The organism is Mycobacterium paraintracellulare (genome assembly GCF_000276825.1).
Taxonomy (GTDB): Bacteria; Actinomycetota; Actinomycetes; order Mycobacteriales; family Mycobacteriaceae; genus Mycobacterium; species Mycobacterium intracellulare.
This window is the reverse complement of record NC_016948.1, coordinates 1,842,298-1,860,038: the sequence shown is the minus strand read 5'-3', so window position 1 is coordinate 1,860,038 and position 17,741 is coordinate 1,842,298. Positions and strand designations below refer to the sequence as shown.

At 64.6% G+C, this 17,741-nt stretch carries 16 protein-coding genes and 1 pseudogene; 14 read left to right on the top strand and 3 right to left on the bottom strand.

From position 1 onward, the window contains the following. The first annotated feature begins 61 nt into the window (after positions 1 to 61). Both OCQ_RS08755 and OCQ_RS08750 read left to right on the top strand, forming a co-directional pair. Positions 62 to 1,255, top strand: coding sequence for an amidohydrolase family protein (locus OCQ_RS08755; protein ID WP_008255403.1), 1,194 nt, complete (start codon positions 62 to 64; stop codon positions 1,253 to 1,255). After that, the gene (locus OCQ_RS08750; RefSeq protein WP_008255402.1) at positions 1,252 to 1,728 is read left to right on the top strand and encodes a MaoC family dehydratase; all 477 of its coding nucleotides are present in this window, start codon (positions 1,252 to 1,254) and stop codon (positions 1,726 to 1,728) included. The genes OCQ_RS08755 and OCQ_RS08750 overlap by 4 nt, the downstream gene beginning before the upstream one ends. Before the next feature lie 22 nt (positions 1,729 to 1,750). On the opposite strand, the gene OCQ_RS08745 is transcribed toward OCQ_RS08750, so the two are convergent. Both OCQ_RS08745 and OCQ_RS08740 read right to left on the bottom strand, forming a co-directional pair. Further along, positions 1,751 to 4,150, bottom strand: a complete 2,400-nt coding sequence (locus tag OCQ_RS08745) for a CaiB/BaiF CoA transferase family protein (RefSeq protein WP_041784892.1) — start codon at positions 4,148 to 4,150, stop codon at positions 1,751 to 1,753. After that, positions 4,147 to 5,608 (bottom strand): annotated as a pseudogene (locus tag OCQ_RS08740) (aldehyde dehydrogenase family protein). Before OCQ_RS08740 ends, OCQ_RS08745 begins: the two are co-directional and overlap by 4 nt. 257 nt (positions 5,609 to 5,865) lie before the next feature. Here OCQ_RS08740 and OCQ_RS08735 point away from each other — a divergent pair. Genes OCQ_RS08735 through OCQ_RS08700 form a run of 8 tightly spaced genes read left to right on the top strand, consistent with a single transcriptional unit; the run spans position 5,866 to position 12,576 of the window. Further along, positions 5,866 to 7,038: a cytochrome P450 gene (locus OCQ_RS08735; protein ID WP_008255399.1), complete on the top strand. Its 1,173-nt coding sequence runs from the start codon at positions 5,866 to 5,868 to the stop codon at positions 7,036 to 7,038. Then, on the top strand, positions 7,038 to 8,237 hold the full coding sequence (locus OCQ_RS08730) for an acyl-CoA dehydrogenase family protein (protein WP_008255398.1): 1,200 nt from the start codon (positions 7,038 to 7,040) through the stop codon (positions 8,235 to 8,237). The genes OCQ_RS08735 and OCQ_RS08730 overlap by 1 nt, the downstream gene beginning before the upstream one ends. After that, positions 8,234 to 8,785, top strand: coding sequence for an FAS1-like dehydratase domain-containing protein (locus OCQ_RS08725; RefSeq protein WP_009976136.1), 552 nt, complete (start codon positions 8,234 to 8,236; stop codon positions 8,783 to 8,785). The genes OCQ_RS08730 and OCQ_RS08725 overlap by 4 nt, the downstream gene beginning before the upstream one ends. Continuing rightward, positions 8,785 to 9,198, top strand: a complete 414-nt coding sequence (locus OCQ_RS08720; protein ID WP_014711340.1) for a Zn-ribbon domain-containing OB-fold protein — start codon at positions 8,785 to 8,787, stop codon at positions 9,196 to 9,198. The genes OCQ_RS08725 and OCQ_RS08720 overlap by 1 nt, the downstream gene beginning before the upstream one ends. 20 nt (positions 9,199 to 9,218) lie before the next feature. Continuing rightward, complete coding sequence (locus OCQ_RS08715; protein WP_009976133.1) at positions 9,219 to 10,328, top strand: acyl-CoA dehydrogenase family protein; 1,110 nt, start codon at positions 9,219 to 9,221, stop codon at positions 10,326 to 10,328. Further along, a complete protein-coding gene (locus OCQ_RS08710) occupies positions 10,325 to 10,777 on the top strand; it encodes a MaoC family dehydratase (protein ID WP_009956512.1) in 453 nt (150 codons plus the stop codon). The genes OCQ_RS08715 and OCQ_RS08710 overlap by 4 nt, the downstream gene beginning before the upstream one ends. Beyond that, the gene (locus tag OCQ_RS08705) at positions 10,774 to 11,952 is read left to right on the top strand and encodes a lipid-transfer protein (RefSeq protein ID WP_014382240.1); all 1,179 of its coding nucleotides are present in this window, start codon (positions 10,774 to 10,776) and stop codon (positions 11,950 to 11,952) included. Before OCQ_RS08710 ends, OCQ_RS08705 begins: the two co-directional genes overlap by 4 nt. 21 nt (positions 11,953 to 11,973) lie before the next feature. Then, positions 11,974 to 12,576 carry a TetR/AcrR family transcriptional regulator gene (locus OCQ_RS08700; protein WP_009956515.1) on the top strand — a complete coding sequence of 201 codons (603 nt, stop codon included), beginning with the start codon at positions 11,974 to 11,976 and terminating at the stop codon, positions 12,574 to 12,576. Between the two features lie 206 nt (positions 12,577 to 12,782). Here the strand turns inward: OCQ_RS08700 and OCQ_RS25920 are convergent, their stop codons facing one another. Further along, complete coding sequence (locus OCQ_RS25920; RefSeq protein WP_080588007.1) at positions 12,783 to 13,691, bottom strand: helix-turn-helix domain-containing protein; 909 nt, start codon at positions 13,689 to 13,691, stop codon at positions 12,783 to 12,785. A gap of 87 nt (positions 13,692 to 13,778) precedes the next feature. On the opposite strand from OCQ_RS25920, the gene OCQ_RS08690 reads away from it, so the two are divergent. Genes OCQ_RS08690 through OCQ_RS08675 form a run of 4 tightly spaced genes read left to right on the top strand, consistent with a single transcriptional unit; the run spans position 13,779 to position 17,731 of the window. Next, positions 13,779 to 15,017 (top strand): alkyl sulfatase dimerization domain-containing protein, encoded by a 1,239-nt coding sequence (locus tag OCQ_RS08690; protein WP_014384318.1) that lies wholly within the window; start codon positions 13,779 to 13,781, stop codon positions 15,015 to 15,017. Continuing rightward, entirely contained in the window at positions 15,014 to 15,763 is a 750-nt protein-coding gene (locus OCQ_RS08685; protein WP_009976125.1) for an SDR family NAD(P)-dependent oxidoreductase, read from the top strand. Before OCQ_RS08690 ends, OCQ_RS08685 begins: the two co-directional genes overlap by 4 nt. Next, positions 15,760 to 16,965 (top strand): sulfotransferase family protein, encoded by a 1,206-nt coding sequence (locus OCQ_RS08680; RefSeq protein WP_009976124.1) that lies wholly within the window; start codon positions 15,760 to 15,762, stop codon positions 16,963 to 16,965. The genes OCQ_RS08685 and OCQ_RS08680 overlap by 4 nt, the downstream gene beginning before the upstream one ends. A gap of 1 nt (position 16,966) precedes the next feature. Beyond that, entirely contained in the window at positions 16,967 to 17,731 is a 765-nt protein-coding gene (locus OCQ_RS08675; RefSeq protein ID WP_029248439.1) for an SDR family NAD(P)-dependent oxidoreductase, read from the top strand. Positions 17,732 to 17,741 lie beyond the last annotated feature (10 nt).

Genomic DNA, 17,741 nt, shown 5'->3' with positions numbered 1-17,741 from the left:
ATAACGTCGTTCTCACTTATCGTAAACGATCATATTCGCTGCTCGGAGGAGGGATAGCCTCATGTCACCCCGGTCTCTGCCGTACCCGGTTTTCGACATCGACAACCACATGTACGAGACGACGGACGCGCTCACCAAGTACCTGCCGAAGGAGCACCGCGGAAAGGTCGGCTACGTCGAGGTCAACGGCCGACCCAAACTCGTCGTCAAGGACCACATCAGCCACATGATCCCCAACCCGACGTTCGAGCGAGTCGCCAGGCCGGGCAGCGCGGAGGACTATTTCCTGGGCAACAATCCCGAAGGCCTCAACTTCCGCGAATTCATCGGCGAGGCAATGGATGTCATCCCGGCATACCAGTCACCCGCGCCGCGACTGGAACTGATGGACGAACTCGGCATCGATCAGTGCGTCATGTATCCGACGCTCGCCAGTCTCATCGAGGAACGCACGACCGACGACGTCATCCTCACGCACGCGATCATTCATGCGCTCAACGAGTGGATGCACGAGCACTGGACGTTCAACTACCACGACCGGATCTTCGCCACCCCCGTGATCTGCCTGCCCCTGGTGGACGAAGCCATCAAGGAATTCCACTGGGGCCTCGAGCGCGGCATGAAGACATTCCTGGTGCGGCCCGCACCCGTGCCCAGCCGGTTCGGCGGTTCGCGCTCCATGGGCCTCCCCGAGTTCGACCCGTTCTGGGAAGAGGTCGTCAACGCCGGCATGCCGGTCACCATGCACGCCTCGGACAGCGGCTACCAAAAACACCTCATGGAGTGGGAAGGCGGCGACGAGTATCTGTCCTTCAAGCCGAGCGCGTTACGCGAAGTCGTGATGGGCCACCGCGCCATCGAGGACACCCTGGCCGCGATGATCTGCCACGGCGCGTTGTCGCGCTTCCCCGATCTGAAGATCTTCTGCGTCGAGAACGGCAGCGGGTGGGTCCGCAATCTGCTCGAGCAGCTCAACACCGCGTACAAGATCATGCCCAAGGAGTTCGACGAGCACCCGGTCGAGGTGTTCAAGCGAAACATCTACATCCATCCGTTCCTCGAGGACGACCTCAAGGGGATTATCGACATCATGGGCGAGGATCACGTGATGTTCGGCTCCGATTTCCCGCACCCCGAGGGCATCGGTGATCCGCTGAGCTTTGTCGACCGGCTCGACGGTGTCTCCGAGGCCGCCAAGGCGAAGATCATGGGAGGCAACGCTATCGAGCAGTTGGGGCTCAAGGTTCCGGCATGACCCGGGCGCGCACATCCCCGAAGGTTTACGACGGAATCGCCGACTTCGAGGCTCACGTCGGCGAGCACCTTGGTTTCAGCGACTGGCGCCAGGTCACGCAGAAGGAAATCGACTTGTTCGCCGAGGCGACCGGTGACCATCAATGGATCCATGTCGACCCTGAGAAGGCGGCCGCCGGTCCCTACGGCAAGACCATCGCCCACGGCTATCTGACCTTGTCGCTGGTACCCATTCTCGTGCAACAGATCTACCGGGTAACCGGCTTGGCGATGCAAGTCAATTACGGAAGCGACAAGCTGCGCTTCCCCGCCCCGGTACCGGTCGATTCCCGCATCAGGGCTGGCGCCGAACTGCTCAAGGTTGAGCGCAACGACAAAGGCGGCCGGGCCACGGTTCGCGTCACCGTCGAAGTGGAGGGCAGCGATCGCCCGGCGTGCGTCGTCGACACGATCGCCGCGATGATCGACGCCTGACCGAACGGGCCGAGTTCATCGACTATGCGTTGAGAACGCGTTCCCCGATCACTCGTTGCTCCCGCAACGCGGCAATCTCCTGAGCGGAAAGTCCAAGCGCTCCAAGCACCTCGGCGTTGTGCTGCCCGAGTGTCGGCGCGGCGGCCCTGTGCTGGTGTATGGGTCCCGGCGAGATGCGAAAAGGCCAGCCGGGAAACCTCTGTCGGCCGGTGATCGAATGGTCCAGGTCCTGATAGAAGCCGCGCGCGTCGAGTTGCTCGACGTCATACATCCGATCGGCCGTCAACAGTCGCTCGGCGGGCACACCATGCCGGCCAAACGTCGCCACGACCCCCTCCGCGGTTCGCTCGCACGTCCAATTCGCCAGTACCTCGTCGAATTCGTCGTGGTGTTCCCGGCGCGCTGCAGCGGAGGCGAATCTCGGGTCGTCGCGCAGGTCGGGGCGGTCAATGGCGTCCAGCACCGCTCGCCAGTCATCGTCATGACGCACCGAGAGCGCGACCCACTCGTCGACATTGCCGGTCGAATAGACGCCCTGCGCGTATTCGCGGTGGCGGTTTCCCTCACGCGGGCGCACCGATCCCGTCAACGAGTATTCGATGACGGGTTCGGCTGTCACCGCCGCGCCGACCTCGATTTGCGCCGCCTCGATCAGCTGCCCCTCGCCGGTGGACCGCCTGTGCTCGAGGGTGGCCAGCAGCGCGACGCAGGCGTGTACGCCGGCGATCGGGTCGGCGGGCCCCTGCAGATTGCACGGCGGGCCGTCCGCATAACCGGTCGCGGCCGACATGCCTGACACCTGTTCGATGTTCAGCGCCCAGCCCACGTAGTCGCGCCACGGCCCCTGGAGCCCGAACCCGGGCATCCGCACCATGATCACGCCGGGATTGACCCGCGCGATGGAGTCGTAATCCAGTCCGAATTGTTCGACGACGCGCGGCGAGAAGTTCTCCACCACCACGTCGGCCTCCGCAGCCAGTCGCAGCGCCAACTCTCGACCGGTGGCAGAGGTGAGATCCAGCGTGATGTCGCGCTTGTTGAGATTGGTTCCCTGCCACAGCGGCCCGCGCTCGTACCAGTCGTCGCCCTCGCGCAGCAGCGAGCCCGAGTAGCGGTGTCCGTCGGGCCGCTGAATGGATTCGACCTTGATCACGTCCGCCCCGAACGCACCGAGGTAGCACGTCAGATACGCGCCCGCCCAGAAAGTGCTCAAGTCGAAGACCTTCAACCCGGCGAACGGCAAAGAGACGTCGGCGACGTCACCCGTCGGGCGCGGTGCGTCGCGCTTGCTCCACTTGGCCTGCGCTCCGTTTGTTCGGAGGGCGGGAGCGGGCAATGGCGGCGGTACCGGGGTCTTCGAGAGCCGGAACGGCGCGCCTGGCCTGGTGAATCGCCATCCGTCGGTGGCCGCGTCGACGAAAAACCCTCGCTCCGCATACTGCGGGCAGCCCAGGATCGTGTCGCCGTCGGTGATCGGCGCCGCGGGTATGCGCATGGCCTGGCTCAATTCGACCAGATCGGCGACGGACATCGATTCCAGGAACGGCTGGGCCTTGGCGAAGAACTCGTCGCGCTCGGGCCCGCCGAGCATGATCGCGAGCTGGTGGTCGCCGAACTCGGGCAACCCGACCATCGCGCAGACGTCCAGCCAATGCTGACCGGTCAGGCAGTTGATCCCGATCCAGCCGTCGGAGGCACGCACAATACCCAGCATCGGCGCGGCTTTGGAATTCGTCGGCAAGCCAAGGCTTTTCAAGCGGGCGGCCATCAGCATGGGATAGGGCAGCGTCGCCAACAGCGACTCGAACATCGACACGTCCACCTCGACCGGCCGGTGCGTTTCGGCCGTGGCGACGCGTAGGGCCGTCAGCGCGCCGAGGGCCGCGTATCCGCCCGCGATGTATTCCGGGATGCGGGCGCCGGCCTGTAGCGGCGCCCGGCCGGGCTCGCGCACGTTGATCCAACCCGCCGCCGCCTGCAGGGTCAGCGGAGTCGTCACCCGGTCACGCAGTGGCCCCTCCTGGCCGAAGCTGGAGATCCGGACCACGACGAGATCCGGGTTGACCCGGGCCAGGGTTTGCGCGTCCAGACCCCACGCCCGGCGCTCAGGTGCGCCCCCCGGTAAGTCTTCGACCAGGACATCCGCCTGCGAGATCATCTCGCGCAGGACCTCAAGGCCACGTTCCTGCGCGAAATCAACCGTGGCGCCGCACTTTCCGGCGTTCAGGTACTCGAACAGCCCGCTTCGCTCCGGATGAGGGCCCTCTGGGGGAAAGGGACCCCAACGGCGCAGTGGGTCACCTGACGGGGGCTCGACCTTGCGCACGTCGGCGCCCAGGTCCACCAGCAGCTTCGCGCAATAGGGACCCGCGATCTCGGAGGCCAACTCGACGACGCGCAAGCCCGCCAGGGGTCGGTTCACGCGGGTATCCCGATGGCCTTGGGCTCCATATAGGCCCGCAGTCCCATCACGCCGCCCTCCCGACCGATGCCGCTCTGCTTGAAGCCTCCGAACGGCGCGTCTCCGGGGATTGTGCCGTTGACCGATACCTGTCCGGTCCTCATCCGCCGGGCGATGGCCACCGCGCGGTCGATGTCGCTTCCCCACACCGCGCCGCCGAGGCCATAAGACGAATTGTTGGCGATGGTCACCGCGTCATCGTCGTCGCGATACCGCAAGACGGTCAGCACGGGACCGAACACCTCCTCCTGCGCGATATACGAATCGGCGGCGGCATCGGTGAGTATCGTTGGCTCGAAATAGAAACCGCTGTTCAGATCCTTCGGGCGGGCTCCCCCGGCCACGACGGTCGCACCGTCGGCTTCGGCGCGTTTGACGAAGCCCTCGACACGGTCGAGGTGCTCGCGGCTGATCAACGGACCCATGGTGACCGCCGGATCGACGGGATCGCCGATCACGACTTCGCGGGACAGTGCGGCGAGCCGGTCCACCACCTCGTCGTGGATCGCCTCGGGCAGCAGCAACCTGCTGTTGAGAATGCAGGCTTGACCAGCATGCATCGTGCATCCCTCGAACAACAGCCGTTCCAACAGGTCGTCGGTGACGTCGACGTCGGGCAGCAGGATGGTCGCCGACTTGCCCCCGCATTCCAGCAGAACGCGCTTCATGGTGGTCGCCGCTCCCGCCATCACGTCGCGGCCGACGACAGAGCTACCGGTGAAGCTCACCATGTCGACCCTGGGATCCAGGGTCAGGCTCCTGCTGGCCTCGACGCTGGTCGGCGTCACCACGTTGACGACGCCAGGGGGAATGTCCGTGTCCTCGTCGATGATTCGCGCCAACGCCAGCCCGGCCAGCGGTGTCAGCGGGGAAGGCTTGAGCACCAGCGTATTTCCCGCCGCCAGTGCCGCGCCCAACTTCATGACGTTGAGGGTGTGCGGGAAGTTCCACGGCGTCATGGCCGCCACCACACCGAGGGGTTCGTAGCGCAGCAGTGTGGTGCCCGCGGCCCCCCAGGCATCCATCGGTGCCTCGGCGGGCTCCGCCGCGAGCTCGGCGGCAATGGCCGACCATGAATGCCGGTCCGTCGACGTGAATCAGCCGTTCGTTCGCGGAACAACCCCACTCGGCCAGCGCGAGTGCGTAGATCTCCTCGCTCCTGGCCATCAGCGCATCGCTGAGTTGTTGCAGGCATCGGGCCCGTTCCGCGGGCTCTGCCGCGGGCCACGGGCCCGTGTCGAAGGCGGACCTGGCCGCTGCGACCGCCTGCCGGACCTGCGCCACGCTCGCATCGGGCGCCGTTTGGATCACCACCTCGGTGGCGGGATTGACGACGTCGTAGCGTCCGCAGTCCGGGTCGGTCCACTGGCCGTCAATGTAGTGACCGTAGGCCTCGAGGAGCGAACCCGACCCAGCCATCCTGCCTGCCTTCCTGACTGCACGATCGTGAAGCAGCGCGGGCGACGCCACCGAGATAACTTACATACTCAACCTGTGTGTACACGCCGACCGCGACGCCGTCAACGGCTAATTTGAGCCAGTTTTAGCCCAATATGCGGCGATTGACAGATGATCTGGCTCTCCTGTAGACAGCATGGAAACGGACATTCTTGCGTTATCTGTCCGGCCAGCCCAGTGTCCAAGGAAGGCATGCGGTGCCCACTACTACTGTTCCCTTGCACTCTCCGGACTTCTACGCCGGCGATCCCTACCCGGTCTACCGGGAACTCCGCAACACGACGCCAGTGGTGTGGAACGACGTCACGAACTTCTGGGCGCTGTTGAAGTACGAGGACGTCCGCTACGTTTCGGGCCACCCACTGACCTTCTCGTCGACGAAGGGCATCACGATTCCGGATCCCAGCCAGCCTGAACCCGTTCAGGAAGGCAACCTCATTTTCACCGACCCTCCCCGCCACCGGCAGCTCCGCAAGCTCATCAACTCCGGCTTTTCCCGCCGGCAGGTGCAGTTGCTCGAGCCCAAGGTGCGCCAGATCGTGAAGGGCATCGTGGACAGTGTCGAGCCGTCGCGAGAGTACGAGTTCGCCGAGGAGATCGCCGCGCCCCTTCCCACCCGGATGATCGCCGAGATGCTCGGTGCCCCTCCCGAAGACTGGGAGCAGTTCCGCGCGTGGTCGGACGCGGCGGTCGGCACCGCCGACCCGGACATCGAACTGGACTCGATCGTCGCCCTCGGTGAGCTGTACGAATACTTCACCAAGCTCATCGCCGCGCGGCGGTCCGGCGAGGTCAGCGGGCAGGACGACCTGCTGAGCATCCTGGCCGCGGCCGAGGTCGACGGCGAGCGGCTCACCGACGCGGATCTGCTCAACTTCTCCTTCCTGCTGTTGGTCGCCGGCAACGAAACCACACGCAACCTGATCGCGTTGGGCACGTTGGCGCTGATCGACCACCCCGACCAGTTCGCGCTGCTGCGATCGGACCCGTCGCTGCTGCCCAGCGCGGTCGAGGAGATGCTGCGATTCACCAGCCCGGTCACCCACATGGCCCGCCGCGCGACCGAGGACGTCGAGATCCGCGGCCAGCAGATCAGGGCGGGCGACACAGTGGTCATGCTCTACGGCTCCGCCAACCGCGACGAAGAGATCTTTGGGCCCACCTGCGAAGAGTTCGACATCACCCGTAATCCCAACCCGCACATCGCGTTCGGGGCCGGGGAGCACGCGTGCCTTGGCGCCCAGCTCGCGCGCCTGGAAGCCAGGGTGATGTTTGAGGTGCTACTGGGCGCCTTTCCCACGATCGAGCTCACCGGTGACGTGACCCGGCTGCGCGCAACCATGGTGCCGGGCGTGAAACGCATGCCAATCCGACTGGGGGCGGGCAACTGATGGACTTCGACTACACGCCCGAACAGGAGCAGCTCCGAAAGGACTACCGGACGCGCCTGGAGGCGGTGATGACCCCGGAGCGCCGCGCCGCCGTCGCCAACCTCACCGAGGGGGGCGCCGCGATGACCGAGTGCCGGCGGGCGCTCGGCGATGCCGGGTTGCTCGGCGTCGCCTGGCCGGTCGAATACGGTGGCGGCGGGCTGACCGCGTTGGAGCAGTACATTTTCTCGGAGGAAGCGCGCAGGGTCAACGCACCGTTGCCGTTTGTCACCCTAAACACTGTGGGCCCCACGCTCATTCAGTACGGCACCGAGGAGCAGAAGGCCAAGTTCCTCCCGGCGATCCTCAAGGGCACCGTTGATTTCGCGATCGGTTACTCGGAGCCCGGCGCCGGGAGCGACCTCGCCTCGCTGCGGACCACCGCGGTCAGGGACGGCGACGAGTTCGTCATCAATGGTTCAAAGATGTTCACCAGCGGCGCGGAGTTCGCCGACTACATCTGGTTGGCGGCGCGCACCGACCCAACCGTCAAGAAACACAAGGGAATCACCCTGTTCATCGTGCCGACGGACTCGCCCGGGTTCTCCTGGAAGCCGCTACACACCATGCCGGGGGTGTCCACGTACTACACGTTCTACGATGACGTCCGGGTACCCGAGAGCGCCATCGTGCTCGGCGAAAACCAGGGTTGGACGCTGGTGACGAACCAGCTCAACCTCGAACGCGCCGCCCTGGGCAACCTCGGTGCCCTGGAGCCGCTCTTCGCCAAGACGCTCAAGTGGGCGTCGACGACACCGCTCGACGACGGCATGGTCATCGATCAGCCCTGGGTGCAGCAGGCCCTGGCCCGGGTGGAAGCGCAGGTCGCCGCCTACCGGCTGCTGAACCTGCGCGTGAACGCGACGATGAGCTCGGGTGCCCTCGGTATGGGCGAGGCCTCGGCGGCAAAGGTTTTCGGCACCGAACTCACTCAACAGGTCGCCCGCGAGCTGCTCGAAGTCGTCGGGCAGGCGGGTGTCCGCAAGGACTCGGCGGCTCCGCTCAAGGGCGAGCTGGAGAGCGCCTACAGGCTGGCGGTCATCAACACATTCGGCGGCGGAGCCAACGAACTTCAACGCGACATCATCGCTATGGCCGGCCTCGGGATGCCCCGCGCACCCCGAGACGTGCGGGCCTCCGGAAAGGAGAAATCCACGTGACAGAGCTAGCCAAAGACGACCTGCGCGAGCGCCTCGACGCGTTGATCGGGACGCCCACCGACGGAGTCGGCAGACCCTCCCGCGCCCCTGATCCGGTGAACGCCGCGATGATCCGGCACTGGGCGTACGCGTTGGACGACATGAATCCCGCCTACCTTGATCCCGAGTTCGCGGAGAACTCCCGCTACGGTGGCCTGGTTTCCCCGCCGGTGATGCTGCAGAGCTGGACGATGCCGCCGCCCAAGCTCGCCGGCATCCATGAGCGCGGCGGCGTGCCGATCGAGATCAAGACGAACCCGCTGCAATTCCTCTCCGACGCCGGTTACACGGGCATCATCGCGACGAACTCTGAGTTTGAGATCGAACGCTATCCCCGCGTCGGCGACGAGATCACCGGTGAGACGGTGTTCGACTCGATCTCCGACGAGAAGACGACCGCGATGGGCAAAGGATTCTTCGTCACGTGGGTGACCACCTACCGCGATCAGAACGGCGAAGTCATCGGCCGCCAATGGTTCCGCACGCTGCGATTCAAGACGGGAAGCTGATGGCGACCAGACTTGCTCCGTCGATCAGCCCGGACACCGAATTCTTCTGGTCGGGCCTCAAGGACCACAAGCTGCTGATCCAGCGCTGCGCCGACTGCAAGACGTTGCGGGTGCCGCCCCGCCCGATGTGCGGAAATTGCCAGTCGCTCAACTGGGATTCCATCGAATCAACCGGGCGCGGAACGGTTTACAGCTTCGTGATGCCGCAATACCCGCCGCTCCCCTTCCTCCAATACCCCTACGTCGTGGCACTGATCGAGCTCGACGAAGGTGTGCGCATCGTGTCGAACCTGTGCGATATCGAACCGGCGGCCATCGACGTCGGTATGCCCGTCGAGGTCTTCTACGAGACGTTCGAAGCAATCCCGAGCGGGGACGAGCTGGTGCTGCACCAGTTCCGGCCCGCCCGCTGAACACGAGGCACCAGGCGAACATGGATTTTTCCTTCACCGAAGAACAAGAGACCGTCGGCAAGGTGGCCCGCCAGCTCTTCGAGCACCGCGCCACCACCGAGCACCTCACCGAGTTGGAATCGGGCGAGATTCGTTTCGACCCCGCACTGTGGCGTGAGCTGGCGGCGTCGGACTTGCTGGGCATCGCGCTACCCGAATCGGTTGGCGGCAGCGGTGGCAGCTTCCTCGACCTCGGCGTGCTGCTCGCGGAAGTGGGCTGGAGTGTTGCGCCGGTGCCGGTCTATGCGACCCTGGTGCTCGGCGCGGATACGATTGCGCGGCACGGTGACTCGACCACTCAGCGACGGTACCTACCGAAGGTGGTGGACGGAAGCACGATACTGACCGCCGCGCTCGCCGAACCGGGAAGCTCCGACCCGGCCGCCCCACGCACCACCGCACGGCCCGATGGCGACGCCTGGATCCTGGACGGCGTCAAGGAACTCGTGCCCGCAGCGCAGCTTGCCGACGCCATCGTGGTTTCGGCACGCGCGGACGACGGACCGGGCCTGTTCGTCGTCGAGACGGCCACCGAGGGCGTCGTCGTCACACCGGCAATCACCACCAACGGTGAGCCCTACGCCGACGTCGAGTTCGCTGGGGCCGTCGCGCTCCGACTCAACGAGGCCGGTGGCCGGGATGCCGTCGACTCGCTGTACACCAGGGCGCTCGTCGGACTGTGCGCCATGCAGGTCGGGGTGACCGAGCGCGCGTTGAAGATCGCGGCGTCCTACACCGGCGAGCGCGAGCAGTTCGGCAGGCCGATCGGCTCATTTCAGGCCGTGCAGCAGCGGTTGGCCGATGCATTCATCGACGTCGAGGCGATTCGGTGGACCACCTGGCACGCGGCGTGGCTGATCGCGGAAGGCCGACCCGCCGCCCGCGAGGCCGCCATCGCCAAATTCTGGGCCGCCGAGGCGGGTGCACGGGTCGTCGCATCAGCCCAACAGGTCCACGGCGGCATGGGCATCGACGTCACCTACCCGCTTCATCGCTATTTCCTGTGGGCCAAGCAGATCGAGCTCTCGCTCGGCTCTGCCCCCCAACAACTCGCCCGGCTCGGCGCGACATACCCGGAAGGAAACGCATGACCTCCACCGTCGACCGCACCACCACGCGCGCATGGAATTCCATCAACGTGGGCGAGGAAGTCACCCCGATGGACGTCCCGGTGACCACCACACTGATCGTCGCCGGGGCCATCGCGTCCCGCGACTACATGCCCGTGCACCATGACCGCGACTTTGCGAATTCCCAGGGATCCAAAGACATTTTCTTGAACATCCTGACGACTAATGGGCTTTGCGTGAAGTTCCTTCATGACTGGGCGGGCCCCGAGGCGATGATCAAAAAGTTGTCCATTCGCCTCGGCGTCCCGGCCTACCCGAATGATCCGATGCGCTTCACCGGATCGGTCACGGACAAATCGTCGGCCGACGGCGAAGGATTCATCGAGGTCACGTTCAGGGGCGCCAACAGCCTCGGCGACCACGTCTCGGGAACCGCGGTGCTCAGCCTGCTCGAAGGCGTGGATGCATGAACAGGGGCTCCTGCGGGATTGGCGGCAAGGCCGCGCTCGTCGGGATCGGGCAAACCGAGTTCTCCAAGGAATCGGGCCGCAGCGAGATGCAACTGGCCTGCGAGGCAGTCAAAGCCGCCATAGGCGACGCCGGTCTTCGTCCCGCCGACATCGACGGCATGGTCACCTTCAGCGTCGACGACAACGAGGAGATCGAGGTCGCCCGCAATGTCGGGATCCGGGACCTGACGTTCTTCACCAGGGTCCCCCACGGCGGTGGCGCCGCCGCGGGAACGGTGATGCAGGCCGCGATGGCGGTCGCGACGGGCGTGGCGGAGGCGGTGGTGTGCTACCGAGCGTTCAACGAGCGCTCCGGGTTCCGCTTCGGTGGCGCCGGCCGTCAGCCGGGAGTGACGCCGCTGTGGATGGCTCCCTATGCGCCGTTCGGGTTCATGACGCCGGCCGCCTGGGTCGCGTTACACGCGCAGCGCTATATGACCACATACGGCGTCACCAACGCCGATTTCGGGAAGATCTCGGTCATCGACCGCAAGCACGCCGCGAACAACCCCGACGCCTGGTTCTACCAGAAGCCGATAACCCTTGAGCAGCACCAACAATCGCGGTGGATCATCGAGCCCGTGCTGAGGCTGCTCGACTGTTGTCAGGAAAGCGACGGGGGTGTCGCCATGGTGGTGACGAGCGTCGAGCGCGCCCGCGACCTGGCCAAGCCGCCCGCCGTCATCACGGCCGCCGCGCAAGGAGCCGCCTACGACGGCGAGGTGATGACCAGCTACTACCGCGAGGAGATCACCGGCCTGCCCGAAATGGGAGTCGTTGGCGACAAGCTGTGGCGGGATTCCGGTCTTAAACCGCAAGACATTTCGACGGCTTTCCTCTACGACCACTTCACGCCTTTCGTCTTCACTCAACTCGAGGAGCTCGGATTCTGCGGCCGCGGGGAAGCCAAGGACTTCGTCTCGGTCGAAGAACTGTCGCTGGGCGGCCGGATGCCGATCAACACCAACGGCGGGTTGCTCGGCGAGGCTTACATTCACGGCATGAACGGCATCACCGAGGGCGTCCGACAGGTGCGCGGCACGTCCCACAATCAGGTGGACAACGTCGAACACGTGCTGGTCACGTCGGGTACAGGCGTTCCGACGAGCGGACTGATCCTCGCGCCCGATCGCTGAGCGGGGAAGCCGGGAATCGAGATGACGTACGCGACGGCGGTCGACACCCGCGAGGTGCTCATCTCGGCTGCGTTCGCCTGTTTCCGCACGCACGGGTTGCGGAAGACGACGATCGTCGACATCGCACGTGTCGCGGATGTGTCCAGGAGCACGTTCTACGAGTACTTCCGGGACAAGGAGACGATCGTCGAAAGCTGTGCGGAGGCGGCGTCCCAGCGCTTCTATCGCAGGCTGGCCACGGCGATCGATCGGCACGGCGGCAGCACGCTGGAGGAAAAGCTAACGCGTGCAGGCGTTTTCGTCGCTCAGGCGCGCCGAGTCGTGGAGCCCGAATCGTATTTCGACCAGGACGAGGTCAGCTTGATGTTGACCAAGAATGCGTCGACCCTCCTGCGGGAATGCAGCGAGTTTCTCGCACCGTATGTCTCCGCGGCGCGGCTGACCGGCGAGGTCCGCGGTGACCTTGACATCCGGTCGGCGACCGAGTGGTTCGCGCGGATGTTGTTCTCGTTGTTCACCACCCCGTCGCCCTATCTCGACATGGGCGACGACGACGTGGTCGCCGACTTCGTCCGTGCCCACGTCGTGCGGGGATTCCTGAGTGACGGACTCAAGAGGCGCTAGTGTCGAGAGTCGTTAACTCGCATTCGGATCGTAGGCTTGGCGTGTGCCGGGCCCCGTTGCTGCGTCTGTGGCTTTGTCTAGTGCCTAGCGTGAGCAGTTGAGGGCGTGGACCCGCCGTGAACTACTGCAAGCGAATTGATGACTCACGACACTAGAAAATTCTGGCGAGACGGTCAGCTCACACGGGAATTTGTCCGGTGCCGCATTTACGTCGCCTCGTAGCGAGCAATGACCGTTTCGAGTTCGGCGGCGGCGTGACACATTCGCTGACCTAACTCCTTCACGGCGGTCGCTTCCAGCGACGCGAAGGGGATCGCCGAGACCGACATGACGACCGCGCCGTCGCTGTTCCGCACCGGGGCCATCACCATGGCCACTTCATTCAATTGGCCAGGGGGAAGCTCCGCGGTTAGGAAGTCGACCACGGTGCCGTCGGCGATGGCAGTGGCGAGGCTGGTGGTCACGATGTCGATGTCACCATGCCCGCTCAGCGCTTGAAGCGCAGTGTGCACCCGCAGCCATTCAGGGCTCAGACGCTCGATGGCGTAGCCGCGGTCGCGTACGTCGGCCAGTACTTCGTCCATGCGAGAACGAAATTCGGGCCTCGCCGATTTCAAGCGTGCGAGCCAAGCTCCATGCGTTTGGTCATCGGCCCACGCGACGAACTCGCGGCCGAAAGGGGCCAGGAACGGGATGTGGAAGCCAAGGCCTACCTGGGCAGCCGTCGCCGTCTGGCCGGCGGTCTCGATCACCGTCATGTCGGTTCCGTTGCGCCGTACCAGCAGAACTTGCATCTGAAGTTCAGTCGCCAGTTCGGCCAGGCGGGCCCGCACGAGCCGTCGTCCTGCTCCGGAAGGACGAGCCAATGCCTCGATGGCCGGGCCGCAACTGAATTGACCGGTCTCGGGGTCCCGGATTACCCAGTCGTGAACGGCCAATGCATTCAGCACTGCGTGTGCGGTCGCTCTGCTGATCTCCAACGCTCGGCCGACTTCGGTCACCGTGAAGCAACGGTCGGGGGCACCACCCAGCAGGCTCATGACGGCGACCACCCGATCGGTGGGTGGCGAAACGGATTGACGCGGTTGGGAATCCAAGGTTACGCTCGGTGTCATGATATCGATGCTATATCGAATATTCAATATAGCAAAGTCCGGCCGGCTGAACCACGCCGCGCGGCTGGCGGAGAGGAAGTACGGCGTATGGGGTCAATTCATCACCGCCGACCCGGCGTCGAGGCGATTGCTGCCGCATCGGGTCAGCCAGCGACGTCGCTGGGCGATGGCATCTGGATGTCACCGGGAGTGTCGAACACCTATGCCGTAGAGACCGGCAGCGGGCGGATCATCATCAACACCGGAGTTTTCTACGAGGGGCCACTGCATCGCGACGCCTACCAGGCGGTGCCGGGGCCGACCCACACGATCATCGTCACGCAGGGCCACGCTGATCACTGGGGCGGAGCGGCCGCGCTCCGAGACCCGGACACGGCGGTGGTGATGCACGCCAACTATTACTACTGGCGCGACGACAACGAACGACTAATGCCGGCCCGTGTGCGCAACACCGCCTTCGCCTTCGAGAAATTCACCAGGGCAACCCTCGAACACCTCAAGGACGTCGACATGTCGCTCTTCGACATGTCTTTTCCTGAACCGACTATCACGTTCGATCGTCACCTGGGTCTGAACGTCGGCGGGAGGCAAGTGGACCTGCACTGGACGCCCGGAGGCGAAACCACCGATGCACTGGTCGCATGGTTACCAGACAGCCGAGTCCTGTTCACCGGTAACCTGTTTGGCCCGCTGTTCGGTCACGTGCCAAATCTCGTGACGATCCGCGGTGATCGGTATCGCGATCCGATCCAGTACATCGAGGCGCTCGATCTGGTGCTGTCCCTGCAGCCCGATCGCCTCATCACCGGGCACTTTGACCCCATCGAAGGTGCCGACCTTATCGCGACCGAGGTCACCGCCATGCGCGATGCCATGCAGTGGGTACACGACCGCGTCATCGATGCCATGGTGTCGGGCTCCGATATCTACAGCCTGATGAACGAAATCCGGCTGCCCGAACGTTTCGACGTCGGCGAGGGTTATGGGCGGACCACGTGGAACTCCCGCGCCATCTGGGAGCTCTACGGCGGCTGGTTCCACCACCGCTCCACCACCGAGCTGTTCCCCATCCCGCCGTGGTCGGTCGCGCCGGACGTCGTGGCGGCCGCTGGCGCCGAAAGGCTCGTCGCGGCCGCCCGCTCGCGTTTAGACGCCGGCCAGGCGGTCGAGGCGCTGCACCTAACCGATCTAATTCTGGCCGGCGACGACACCAACGCGGCCGCCAAGGACGTCGCCATTGCCGCACACGAGCGTCTGCTCAGCGATGCAGACAACTTCTGGGTGAAGGCCTGGATCCAGCACTCCATCAAAGGATTATCGGCATGAACGCGGTCACCTTCGACTTCGCCGGCGCCAAGGTTCTCGTCACCGGTGGCACGAGCGGCATCGGACAGGAGATTGCCACCCAATTCGCCAAAGCGGGTGCCGCCGTGACCATCACCGGGACCCGTGCCTCCACCGAAGACTATGACGATGACCTGAGCGCATTCACCTACCGGCAATGCCAGATCCGCGACGAAAAATCAGTCGACGACCTCGCCGCGTCGCTTGGAGAACTGGACATCCTGGTCAACAACGCGGGCGGTCCATTCCCGGAGTGGAAGGATGAATGGACCCCCGAGGGCTTCGCCCTATCCCTGACGCAGAACCTCTTCGGAGCGATGCGTTTGACTATGGCATGCGAGGGTCTGCTCAAGAGCAGCACGGCACCCGGCGGAGCCAACGTCGTCAACACCACCTCGATGTCGGCCTTCCGCTCGGCGATCCTGTCACCGGGATATGGATCGTCGAAAGCGGCACTCACCGCACTGACGTGGAATCTCGCGCGACGCTGGTGCAACGACGGCATCCGCGTCAACGCCGTCGCACCTGGCCTCATCCACACGCGACTGAGCGACCCCGGTATCAATCTCCCGCAAGTCGTCGATGTTGAAATCGGATTCCATACTCCGCTCGGGCGTCCAGGAAAGCCTGAAGACTGTTGGGCGGCAGTGCTTTTCCTGTGCAGTGAACCGGCCCGGTACATCACTGGGGCCACCATCGCCGTCGACGGAGGGTACCTGACGGTATGAGCACCGACACGCCGTCCGCGGTGGATTACCGTGCGGTCCGCAGCCCCGATGACGTCCTGCGCCTCGCGCAGCAGCGCAGCGGTTTACACGAAATCGATTCCGATTCCTGGCGCGAAGGATTGGCGATCCTGCTCGACGAAATTCACTCCTCGCCGCTGGTCACCGACTCCGGTCGCGAATACCTGATCAGCAACTTCGCGCGGGTCCTCGCGAGCCGCCTGGAAGTGCACGACTACGCGAAGCGCCACCCCGAAGTGCGCGAGCAGGAGATCAAACGGCCCCTCGTCACCCTTGGGATGCCGCGCACAGGTACCACCGTGATCAGCTATTTACTGGGCGAAGACCCGGCACGCCGCTCGCTGCTGCACTGGGAGTGCATCCACCCGGTGCCGCCCGCGACCACTGCAACTTTGAAGAGTGATCCGCGATGCTTGGCCCTCCTTGAAGAGCAGCAGGCGATGCTGAAGATGGTGCGGAAGGCCAAAGTTGCCATCCCGCACTGGGAAGACGCCGATGGTCCGACCGAGGACATGTTCATCCACGCCGCCGATTTCAAGGCCCTGTCGTGGGAATCATGGCAGCCCACTGCTCGATACTCCGAGTGGCTCATCGGCGAAGCGGACATGACGAGCACTTACGAGTATCAGAAGTTGGTGCTGCAAATCCTGCAGTCGAAGGCGCCTGGCACCTGGAACTTGAAAATGCCGTCGCATGCGGTGCACATCGAAACCCTGCTGACCGTATTCCCCGACGTGCGTATGATTTGGGCCCATCGTGACCCGTTCAAGGCCACGGGTTCGCTGTGCAACCTGCTGATGATGCCCCAGCAGGTGGTGATGCGTGAAGCAGACATCGACCGCCGCGCGCTCGGCCGCAAGGCCACGGATCAGATGCGCGCGCACGTCACCCGCCCGCTTCGAGTCCGCGAGCGCATCGGAGATGACCGCTTCTTCGACATGTACTACTCGGAGATGATGCGTGATCCGATTTCAGTGATGCGCAGTCTGTACGACTGGGCCGGCGATGAACTCACCGATGACACCGTTCAGCGGATGCGTCGATGGCTTGCCGAACATCCTCAAGATCGGTTCGGTTCTGCCGCCTACTCATTGGAGCAGTACGGCTTGACCGTCGACGGGATCCGGCCCGTGTTCGACGAGTACTTAGCCGCCTTCGACATCGAACTTGAAGGGACTCCGTGACATGCCCGGGACAGGTGCGAACATATCCGGTCGCAGACGAGTCTTGGTTACCGGCGCGGCCACGGGCATCGGCGCGGCCATCGTCGACGTCTTCGTGAATTCCGGCGCCGACGTTGTCGCCACCTTCCATGAGGCGCCGGCTCCCGAGCGATCCCCAGCCTCCTGGCTTCGCTGCGACGTCACCAGTGTCAACAGCGTGGACGAGACGGTCGACGCAGCGGCGGCAGCCATGGGGGGCTTGGACGCCGTCATTCATGCCGCCGGCCTGTGGCTACCGGGCATCGCGGGAACGATTACCGACGCGGACATCGATCGGCTCGTGTCGATCAATGTGCGCGGGACCATTCACGTCAATCAAGCCGCTCACCGCATCATGCAGGGCTCAGGAGGCCGGATCATCAATTTCGGCTCCGCAGAAGCGGTCATGGGCAGTCCCATCTCGGCGGTCTACGCGGCCACGAAGGGAGCGGTACACGCGTGGACGCGCTCCGCCGCCAAGGCCTGGGGCAGTGAAGGCATCACCGTGAACGCGATCGCGCCGGCGATGCAGACGCCCGGAGCCGACCGCCTGCGTAGCTTTCTCGGTCCGGAAGGTTCGGCGTTCATGGACGAGAACCTGAAGTTGGCCATCCCATTGCGCGGAGCCCTCGGCGACCCGGCCACAGACCTTGCTCCGCTGCTGGTTTTCCTAGTCGGCGAGGGGTCTGGATTCATCACCGGCCAACTGCTCGCCGTCGATGGCGGCCTCATCATGCTGGGCGCCTGAGAAATCACAC

What these genes read in the sequence shown, in the direction of transcription:
- OCQ_RS08705 (WP_014382240.1), top strand. Translation starts at nt 10,774, where the DNA reads ATGAACAGGGGCTCCTGCGGGATTGGCGGCAAGGCCGCGCTCGTCGGG.
- OCQ_RS08710 (WP_009956512.1), top strand. Translation starts at nt 10,325, where the DNA reads ATGACCTCCACCGTCGACCGCACCACCACGCGCGCATGGAATTCCATC.
- OCQ_RS08675 (WP_029248439.1), top strand. Translation starts at nt 16,967, where the DNA reads ATGCCCGGGACAGGTGCGAACATATCCGGTCGCAGACGAGTCTTGGTT.
- OCQ_RS08730 (WP_008255398.1), top strand. Translation starts at nt 7,038, where the DNA reads ATGGACTTCGACTACACGCCCGAACAGGAGCAGCTCCGAAAGGACTAC.
- OCQ_RS08680 (WP_009976124.1), top strand. Translation starts at nt 15,760, where the DNA reads ATGAGCACCGACACGCCGTCCGCGGTGGATTACCGTGCGGTCCGCAGC.
- OCQ_RS08755 (WP_008255403.1), top strand. Translation starts at nt 62, where the DNA reads ATGTCACCCCGGTCTCTGCCGTACCCGGTTTTCGACATCGACAACCAC.
- OCQ_RS08685 (WP_009976125.1), top strand. Translation starts at nt 15,014, where the DNA reads ATGAACGCGGTCACCTTCGACTTCGCCGGCGCCAAGGTTCTCGTCACC.
- OCQ_RS08700 (WP_009956515.1), top strand. Translation starts at nt 11,974, where the DNA reads ATGACGTACGCGACGGCGGTCGACACCCGCGAGGTGCTCATCTCGGCT.
- OCQ_RS08690 (WP_014384318.1), top strand. Translation starts at nt 13,779, where the DNA reads ATGGGGTCAATTCATCACCGCCGACCCGGCGTCGAGGCGATTGCTGCC.
- OCQ_RS25920 (WP_080588007.1), bottom strand. Translation starts at nt 13,691, where the DNA reads ATGACACCGAGCGTAACCTTGGATTCCCAACCGCGTCAATCCGTTTCG.
- OCQ_RS08715 (WP_009976133.1), top strand. Translation starts at nt 9,219, where the DNA reads ATGGATTTTTCCTTCACCGAAGAACAAGAGACCGTCGGCAAGGTGGCC.
- OCQ_RS08750 (WP_008255402.1), top strand. Translation starts at nt 1,252, where the DNA reads ATGACCCGGGCGCGCACATCCCCGAAGGTTTACGACGGAATCGCCGAC.
- OCQ_RS08720 (WP_014711340.1), top strand. Translation starts at nt 8,785, where the DNA reads ATGGCGACCAGACTTGCTCCGTCGATCAGCCCGGACACCGAATTCTTC.